Source organism: Actinomadura sp. BRA 177, assembly GCF_013372625.1.
GTDB lineage: Bacteria > Actinomycetota > Actinomycetes > Streptosporangiales > Streptosporangiaceae > Spirillospora.
Map to the genome: position 1 here is coordinate 1 of NZ_JABXFD010000195.1, position 7,898 is coordinate 7,898.

General features: G+C 73.1%; 8 protein-coding genes and 1 pseudogene. 4 read left to right on the forward strand and 5 right to left on the reverse strand.

Annotation, left to right across the window (positions count from 1 at the left end; all coding sequences use genetic code 11):
- Window positions 1-9 precede the first annotated feature (9 nt).
- From ggt to HUX53_RS06785, 3 genes are all read left to right on the forward strand, one after another.
- On the forward strand, window positions 10-1,740 hold the full coding sequence (gene ggt, locus HUX53_RS06775; RefSeq protein ID WP_176402308.1) for a gamma-glutamyltransferase: 1,731 nt from the start codon (window positions 10-12) through the stop codon (window positions 1,738-1,740).
- A gap of 61 nt (window positions 1,741-1,801) precedes the next feature.
- A complete protein-coding gene (gene cutA, locus HUX53_RS06780) occupies window positions 1,802-2,164 on the forward strand; it encodes a divalent-cation tolerance protein CutA (protein ID WP_176402304.1) in 363 nt (120 codons plus the stop codon).
- A 125-nt stretch (window positions 2,165-2,289) separates the two neighbouring features.
- Window positions 2,290-3,156 (forward strand): oxygenase MpaB family protein, encoded by an 867-nt coding sequence (locus HUX53_RS06785; protein ID WP_309237088.1) that lies wholly within the window; start codon window positions 2,290-2,292, stop codon window positions 3,154-3,156.
- Between the two features lie 12 nt (window positions 3,157-3,168).
- Here the strand turns inward: HUX53_RS06785 and HUX53_RS06790 are convergent, their stop codons facing one another.
- The gene (locus tag HUX53_RS06790; protein WP_176402305.1) at window positions 3,169-4,707 is read right to left on the reverse strand and encodes a DHA2 family efflux MFS transporter permease subunit; all 1,539 of its coding nucleotides are present in this window, start codon (window positions 4,705-4,707) and stop codon (window positions 3,169-3,171) included.
- Between the two features lie 115 nt (window positions 4,708-4,822).
- Here HUX53_RS06790 and HUX53_RS06795 point away from each other — a divergent pair, with 115 nt between their 5' ends.
- Window positions 4,823-5,353 carry a MarR family winged helix-turn-helix transcriptional regulator gene (locus HUX53_RS06795; RefSeq protein WP_255205002.1) on the forward strand — a complete coding sequence of 177 codons (531 nt, stop codon included), beginning with the start codon at window positions 4,823-4,825 and terminating at the stop codon, window positions 5,351-5,353.
- On the opposite strand, the gene HUX53_RS06800 is transcribed toward HUX53_RS06795, so the two are convergent.
- The 4 genes and pseudogenes from HUX53_RS06800 to HUX53_RS06815 form a co-directional block, all read right to left on the reverse strand.
- On the reverse strand, window positions 5,354-5,653 hold the full coding sequence (locus HUX53_RS06800; protein ID WP_067631628.1) for a metal-sensitive transcriptional regulator: 300 nt from the start codon (window positions 5,651-5,653) through the stop codon (window positions 5,354-5,356).
- A gap of 87 nt (window positions 5,654-5,740) precedes the next feature.
- The gene (locus HUX53_RS06805; RefSeq protein ID WP_176402306.1) at window positions 5,741-6,331 is read right to left on the reverse strand and encodes a histidine phosphatase family protein; all 591 of its coding nucleotides are present in this window, start codon (window positions 6,329-6,331) and stop codon (window positions 5,741-5,743) included.
- A gap of 70 nt (window positions 6,332-6,401) precedes the next feature.
- Entirely contained in the window at window positions 6,402-7,517 is a 1,116-nt protein-coding gene (ald, locus tag HUX53_RS06810) for an alanine dehydrogenase (RefSeq protein WP_176402307.1), read from the reverse strand.
- 131 nt (window positions 7,518-7,648) lie between these two features.
- Window positions 7,649-7,898 (reverse strand): annotated as a pseudogene (locus tag HUX53_RS06815) (hypothetical protein); the annotation flags it as partial.

The following is a 7,898-nucleotide window of genomic DNA, read 5'->3' on the forward strand; positions in this document are numbered from 1 at the left end:
AGGAGGTGTATAAGGGACGGGCCGAGGCCGGTCGCGACCGGCTTCGGCGGCGCCGTGTCGACGGTCGACCTGGACGCCAGCCGGACGGCCCTGGACGTCCTCAAGCACGGCGGCAACGCGATGGACGCGGCCGTCGCCGCCGGCGCCACGCTCGGCGTCACCGAGCCGTACGTGTCCGCGATCGGCGGTGGCGGCTACATCACCTACTACGACGCGAAGAAGCGCCGCGTCTACGCCCTCGACGGCCGAGAGTTCGCGCCGAAGCGCATGAAGCGGGACTCGTTCATCGACCCGGCGACGGGCAAGCCGCTCCCGTTCGACCAGGCCGTCACCAGCGGCCTCGGCGTCGGCGTGCCCGGCACCCTCGCGCAGTGGGACCTCGCGCTGCGCCGCTTCGGCACCCGCGACCTCGGCAGCCTGCTGCGGCCCGCGATCAGGATCGCCGACCGGGGGTTCGTCGTCGACCAGGAGTTCCACGACCAGACCGCGGTGAACGAGGCCCGCTTCCGCGACATCGTCCCCACCCGGGAGCTGTTCCTGCCGGACGGGAAGGTGCCCGAGGTCGGCTCGGTGTTCCGCAACCCTGACCTCGCCGATACCTACCGGCACCTGGCGAGACGCGGCATCGACTGGTTCTACGAAGGTGGCCTCGGCAGGGAGATCGCCCGGACGGTCGCCGCGCCGCCGGTGGACCCGGATGCCACCCGGAACGTCCGTCCCGGCCTGATGGAGCGCGGTGACCTCGCCGCCTACCGGGCGGTGGTGCGCAAGCCCACGCACGTCCCCTACCGGGGAATGGACGTGTACGGGATGCCGCCGTCGTCGTCCGGCGGCGCCACGGTGGGGGAGGCGCTCAACATCCTCGCCAACTTCCGCCTCGACGCCCGCGACCCGGTCACGGCCCTGCACTACTACCTGGAGGCGTCCAAGCTCGCCTACGCCGACCGCGGCCGCTACCTCGGCGACGCCGACAAGGTGGACGTGCCGCTGGACGAGCTGCTGTCGGCCGGGTTCGCCCGGGAGCGCGCCTGCCTGATCAAGCCGGACCGCGCCGCCCCCGCGCCCGTCGCGCCCGGCTCGCCCGACGGGGCCTACGAGCCGTGCGTCCCGCCGGGCACGCAGACCCGCGCGCTGGCGTTCGAGGGCCCGCAGACCACCCACCTCGTCGTCGCCGACAAGTGGGGGAACGTCGTCTCCTACACGGTGTCGATCGAGCAGTTCGGCGGCAGCGGCATCACCGTCCCAGGCCGCGGCTTCCTGCTGAACAACGAGCTGACCGACTTCTCCTTCCAGCCGCCCGCGCCCGGCCAGGCGCCCGACCCGAACCTGCCCGGCCCGCACAAGCGCCCGCGCAGCAGCATGTCCCCGACGCTCGTGCTGAAGGACGGCCGCCCGAAGCTCGCGCTCGGCACCCCCGGCGGGTCGACGATCATCACGACCGTGCTGCAGATCCTGATGAACCGCATCGACCTCGGCATGGACCTGCCCGCCGCGCTCGACGCGCCGCGCGCGACGCAGCGCAACACCCCGCAGGTCTACGCCGAGCAGGCGTTCCTCGACCGGTACGGCCGCGACCTGGCCGCGCGCGGGCACCGGCTGGAGCTCTTCCCCGGCCCGCCCACGGGCGTGATCGGCGCCGCGACGGGGCTGGAGTTCCTGCGGCCCGGCCTCGTCCAGGCGGTCGCGGAGCCGACCCGGAGGGGCGGCGGCAGCGCGCTGGTCGTCCGGCCGGCCCGGTGATCGGCCCGGTGATCGCCCCGGTGCCGGCGTGCGCGGACGGTGAGCGGGAAGGAGTCGCCCCATGGCCCACTCTTACGTGCAGGTGACGACGACGACCGACTCCCGCGCGGAGGCCGCCGAGCTGGCGCGCTCGGCGGTCGCCGAGCGGCTCGCGGCCTGTGCCCAGCTGGTCGGGCCGATCGCCAGCACCTACTGGTGGGAGGGCGAGATCGAGTCGGCGGAGGAGTGGATGGTGCTCTTCAAGACCTCCGCCGACCGGTTCGACGAGCTGGCCTCGCTGATCACCGAGGTGCACTCCTACGACACCCCGGAGATCATCGCGACCCCGGTGGTGGCGGGCAGCATGGACTACCTCGCCTGGATCACCGAGCAGACCGAGCCCGGCGAACGCGACGACGCGGTGGCGGATCCCGCCGACGACTGACGGCCGGCGACTGACGACCGGCGGCCGGCCCCTTGGCCGTGTGATGTGCGTCATGGCAGGGTAAGTTCTTGTTTACCCTGGCCGGACGTATTCTGCCCGGTCACGGCGGACGAAAGGCGGTCGATGTGCGCGAGCTGAGCGAGGTGGGAGCGGACCACGGGCTGTTCGGGCCCGGCTCGGTGACCTGGCGGGTCATGGGCGAGCCCGTGCTGATGGTCGGCGGGATCCGGGCGCTGCTGCTGCAGGCCCTCCATCCGCGCTCGATGTGGGGCACCGCGCAGAACTCCGAGCTGATGGACCCCGCCGCCGCGTGGGCGCGGCTGACCCGGACGGTCGAGTTCGTCCGCGTCCGCACCTACGGGACGGAGGAGGACGTCGAGCGGGTGGGCCGCCGCGTCCGCCGGCTGCACGCGAAACTCACCGGCCTCGACATGCGCACCGGCGAGACGTTCCCGATCGACGATCCGGAGAACCTGCTCTGGGTCCATCTGGGCGAGGTCGACTCCTACCTGGACGTGGCGCGCCGCGCCGGCGTCCCGCTGACCGCCGAGGACGCCGACACGTTCGTGGACGAGCAGCGCCGCGCCGCCGAGGTCGTCGGGCTCGACCCGGCGGACGTGCCCGCGACGGTCGCCGAGATGAAGGACTACTACGACGGGATGCGGCGCCGGATCTACGCGTGCCGGGAGGCGCGCGAGGGGCTGCGCCGCATGTTCAGCCCGGCCGTCCCGCGCCACCTGCTGCCGCTGAAGCTCGCCGCGCCCGCCGTCGGGACGCTGACCGTCGCGACGCTGCCGCGCTGGGCGCGCCGCATGTACGGGCTGCCGGGGCTGCCGACGTCCGACCTGGCGGCGACGCTGACGCTGAAGGGCCTGTACCGCACCTCGCTCGCCGTCCCGGAGCGGTACCGGTACTCGCCGGACGCCCAGCGGGCCAGGCGCCTCACGCGCGAGCACGAGACGGGCCTGGCCACCTGGTCGATCGCGTCCTGACCGGTCCGGGGATCACCCCATCGGCGGCGGCGCGTCCGCGTTCTCGTCGTGCTGCGCGCCGTGCCGCGGCAGCAGCAGCGCCGGGACGATCAGTACCGCGGTGAGGATCAGCGCGATCCAGAACGTGCTGCCGAACGCGTCCGCCAGCTTCGGCGCGATCTGCTGCCGCACCTGCTCCGGGATCGAGCCGACGCCGCCCGCGGCGCCCCCGCCGGCCGCCTGCGGGATCCGGTCGCTGATCTCGCGGGCCAGGATGACGGCCAGCAGCGCCGTGCCGACCGACCCGCCGAGCTGCATGATGATGTTGAGCGAGCTGGTGGCCCGCGACACCGCCTCGCGGCGCAGCGTGGTGAGCGCGGCCGACATGGTCGGCATCATCGTGCAGCCGAGCCCGATGCCCCGCACGACGAGCGCGCCGCCGAGCAGCCAGTAGGACGTGTCCGCCTCCACCAGCGCGAACGGGACGGTGCCGAGCACCAGCAGCACGATGCCGAACGGCACGATGCGCCCGGCCCCGAACCGGTCGGTGATCACCCCGGCCACCGGCATCGCGAGCGCCGCGCCGATGCCCTGCGGGGCCAGCAGCAGGCCCGCGGCGAACGCGCCCTCGCCGCGCGCGGTCTGGTAGAAGAGCGGGATCAGCAGCATCGAGCCCATCAGCGCGATGCCGACGAGGAACACCGCGACCGACGCGGTCGCGAACGTCCGGTCGGTGAACAGCCGCACGTCGATCAGGGCGCGTTCGCGGCGGCGCAGGCTGTGCAGCACGAACAGGGCCACCAGGGCGGCGCCCGCGATCAGCCAGCCGATCGTGGTGGCGTTCCCGAAGCCGCCCTCGCTGCTCGCGGTGGACAGCCCGTAGATCAGCAGCGCGAACCCGGGCGGCAGCAGGAACAGCCCGCGCAGGTCGAGCGCCGCCGCGCCGCCCTCGGCCCGGCCGCGCGGCACCTTCCACCAGGCCAGCGCGAAGGCCAGCACGCCGACCGGGACGTTCACGAAGAAGATCCAGCGCCAGTCGACGTCCTCGACCAGCCAGCCGCCGAGCACCGGGCCGAGGACGGGGCCGAGCAGCATCGGGACGCCGACGATGCTCATGATCCGGCCGAGCCGGCGCGGCCCGGCCGCCATCGTCAGGATCGCCATGCCGGTCGGCATCAGCATCCCGCCGCCGAGCCCCTGCACCACCCGGAAGACGATCAGCGACCCGATGTTCCACGCCGCGCCGGACAGCACCGACCCGGCCACGAACAGCACGATCGACGTCAGCCACACGGCCCGGCCGCCGAACCGGTCGACGGCCCAGCCGGTGAGCGGGATGACGCTGCCCATGGCCAGCAGGTAGCCGGTGATGACCCACTGGATCGTGGACAGGTCGGTGGAGAAGTCGCGGCCGAGCGTCTCCAGCGCGACGTTGACGATCGTGGTGTCCAGGATCGCCATCACGGTGCCGGCCACGATCACGAGGCCGAGCACGATCGTCTGCCGGTCGAGCCGGTCGCCGCCGCCGGCGCCGCCCGGCGGCGCCGTCTTGGTGGACGGGCTTTCGGCCATGGTCGTCCCCCTTGCCTGAAGTCCCGGTAGCCCCGAGTCCCCGTCGGTCAAGACATGAAACATCTTGAAGTTCAATGTTTTGCAGTTCATCACGAAATATGTTGAACTTCAAGGTATGTCCGAGGATCGATTCGCCGCCGACGCGTCGGTCGACGCCGACATGGAGACGATGGTCCAGCTCATGGGCCGGACGGTGCGCGGGATGAAGGGCGGGCACGCCGAGGCGGAGGACCTGATCCGCCGGGTGAAGGACGCCGGGCTCGGCCCCCGGCACGTGCCCGCGCTGATGCAGCTCGTCCTGCACGGCCCGGCGCCGGTGGGCGTCCTCGCGCGGCACATGGCGCTCAGCCCCGCCACGGTCAGCCAGCTGCTCGGCGAGCTGCAGCGCGGCGGCTTCGTCGAGCGGCGGCCGGACGAGCGGGACCGCCGCCGCATGATCGTCAGCCTGGCCGAGGCGCACCGCGAGACGATCGAGCGGTTCGCCTGGCGCCGGCTGCGCCCGCTGCGGACCACGCTGGAGGCGCTCACCCCGGTCGAGCGGCGGCATTTCCTGCACGGCTGGCGCATGCTGGCCGAGAACATGGAGCGCGGCGGCCCGCCCGCGCCGGACGGGCCGGGCTGCCCCGGAGCCGGCCCGGACCTGTGATCAGCCGCGGCGCATGAGGCGGCCGACGGCGGCCATCAGCTCGGTGGACATCGCGTCGCCCTTGCCCTCCTCGGCGCCCTCCGCGACGCAGTGCCGGACGTGCCCGTCCAGCAGGCCGAGCGCCACCTTGTCCAGGGCCGCCTGGACGGCGCTGATCTGGGTGAGGATGTCGATGCAGTAGCGGTCGTCCTCGACCATCCGGTCGATGCCGCGCACCTGGCCCTCGATCCGGGCCAGCCGGGTCTGCAGCTGGTCCTTGGTGGCGGTGTACCCGCGGGTTGGGGTCTCGCTGGTCGCCATTACCGTCCTCCGCAATCCTTCCGAGGGCGCACGCCCGGGTACCCCTGGGGGACATCCCCCAACAGGTACCTTATGCGGTGGCTCAAGCTAGGGAGCCGGGACGTTCCAGGCGCTGATGACCGGCCGGTCGTGCTCGGTGCCGAGCGCCGACAGGGTCCCGGTGGCGAGCGCGAACAGCCGGCCGAGCGCCGGCTCCAGGCCGAGCCACCGCGCCGTCAGCACCCGCAGGTAGTGGCCGTGTGCGACGAGGGCGACGTCGCCGTCCGCGAGGAGCGGCCCCACCCGCGCCAGCACCGCGTCGGCCCGCGCGCCGACCCGTTCGACGGTCTCGCCCGGGTGGTCGGCGTCACCGGGGATCACGCCGTCGTCCCACAGGAACCAGCCGGGCCGGTCCTTCCGGATCTCGGCCGTGCTGATTCCCTCGTAGCCGCCGTAGTCCCACTCCCACAGATCGGGGTCGGTTTCGTCCACAGGAAGCCCGGCCAGTTCGGCGGTCCGCCGCGCCCGCTGTGCCGGGCTGACGAGCGTCCGCACGATGCTCCGGTCCTTCAGCGCTCCGCGCAGCGCCCGCGCCTGCTCCTCGCCGTGCGGGGTCAGCGGCACGTCCGTCAGCCCCGTGTGCCGGCGCGACCGGCTCCACTCGGTCTCCCCGTGCCGCACCAAGATCAGCTCACCCATGGGGAAGTGTCTACCCGGCGGGATACCCGTCCGGAACCCCCGTGATGGGGGAGGACGAGGGGGAGACCCGTCAGTCGAGGATCGAGGCGAGGGGCGTGTAGGGGAGGCCGTGGGCCTCGGCGACGTGGTCGTAGACGAGGGCGCCGGCGTGCGTGTTGAGGCCGCGGGCCAGGGCGCCGTTCGACCGGAGGGCGCCGTGCCAGCCCCGGTCGGCGATCTGGACGGCGTACGGGAGCGTGACGCCGGTGAGGGCGTAGGTGGAGGTGTTCGGGACGGAGCCGGGCATGTTCGCCACGCAGTAGAACGTCGAGCTGTGCACCGCGTAGGTCGGGTCGGCGTGCGTGGTGGGGCGGGAGTCCTCGAAACAGCCGCCCTGGTCGATGGCGATGTCCACCAGGACAGAGCCGGCCTTCATGCCCGCGACGAGGTCGTTGGAGATCAGCTTGGGCGCGCGGGCGCCGGGGATCAGCACGGCGCCGATGACGAGGTCGGCGGCGCGGGCCTCCTGCTCGACCGTGTAGGCGCTGGATGCGAGCGTCCGCAGCCGGCCCTGGTAGATGGCGTCGATGTGGCGGAGCCGGTCGACGTTCACGTCCAGGACGGTCACGTCCGCGCCCATCCCGACGGCGATCTGCGCGGCGTTGAGCCCGGACACGCCGCCGCCGATGACGACGACCTTGGCCGGGGCCACGCCGGGCACTCCGCCCGGCAGCACGCCGCGCCCGCCGTTGGACGCCATCAGGTTGTAGGCGCCGACCTGCGGCGCGAGCCGCCCGGCGACCTCCGACATGGGCGCGAGCAGCGGCAGCGAGCGGTCCGGCAGCTGGACGGTCTCGTAGGCGATCGCGGTGACGCCGGCCGCCAGCAGCGCGTCGGTGCACTCGCGGGACGCGGCGAGGTGCAGGTAGGTGAACAGGACCTGGCCGGCGCGCATCCGGTGGTACTCGGGCGCGACCGGCTCCTTGACCTTGAGGATCAGGTCGCCCTCGGCCCACACCCCGTCCGGGCCGTCGAGGATCTTGGCGCCGGCGGCGACGTAGTCCTCGTCCGGGATCGCCGAGCCGAGCCCGGCGCCGCGCTCGACGAAGACCTCGTGGTCGTGCCGGGTCAGCTCGTGCACGCCCGCGGGCGTGATCGCCACCCGGTACTCGTGGTTCTTGATCTCTCGCGGCACACCGATCTTCACCGGGGGTTCCTCCGTCGACGCTGACCAGGACCTACGTTCCCAGCGTGCGGGCCGGAGCACGCCTCCGACTATGAGCAGTGTGTAAAGCCATCGACCGCTTCGACGACACTGTGTAAATGGAACGTTGCACGCTACGGGCGGGCCGGAAGCCACTCGTCGGCGATCGCGACCGTCAGCTGCTCCAGCAGTGGCCCGGCCCGGCGGACGCGGCGCTCCTCGTCCGGCTCGATGTCGGCCAGCGCGTACGCGGCCTGGATCCGCGCCTTGCGGAGCTGCTCGCCGGTGAGCGCGCGGCGGCCGGCCACCGCGACGACCGGCGCGCCCGCCTGGTGGTCACCGGCGAGGGCACCCTCGACACCCGGTCGCTGCGCGGCACCGCGC

What these genes read in the sequence shown, in the direction of transcription:
- HUX53_RS06800 (WP_067631628.1), bottom strand. Translation starts at nt 5,653, where the DNA reads ATGGCGACCAGCGAGACCCCAACCCGCGGGTACACCGCCACCAAGGAC.
- HUX53_RS06805 (WP_176402306.1), bottom strand. Translation starts at nt 6,331, where the DNA reads ATGGGTGAGCTGATCTTGGTGCGGCACGGGGAGACCGAGTGGAGCCGG.
- HUX53_RS06795 (WP_255205002.1), top strand. Translation starts at nt 4,823, where the DNA reads ATGTCCGAGGATCGATTCGCCGCCGACGCGTCGGTCGACGCCGACATG.
- cutA (WP_176402304.1), top strand. Translation starts at nt 1,802, where the DNA reads ATGGCCCACTCTTACGTGCAGGTGACGACGACGACCGACTCCCGCGCG.
- HUX53_RS06790 (WP_176402305.1), bottom strand. Translation starts at nt 4,707, where the DNA reads ATGGCCGAAAGCCCGTCCACCAAGACGGCGCCGCCGGGCGGCGCCGGC.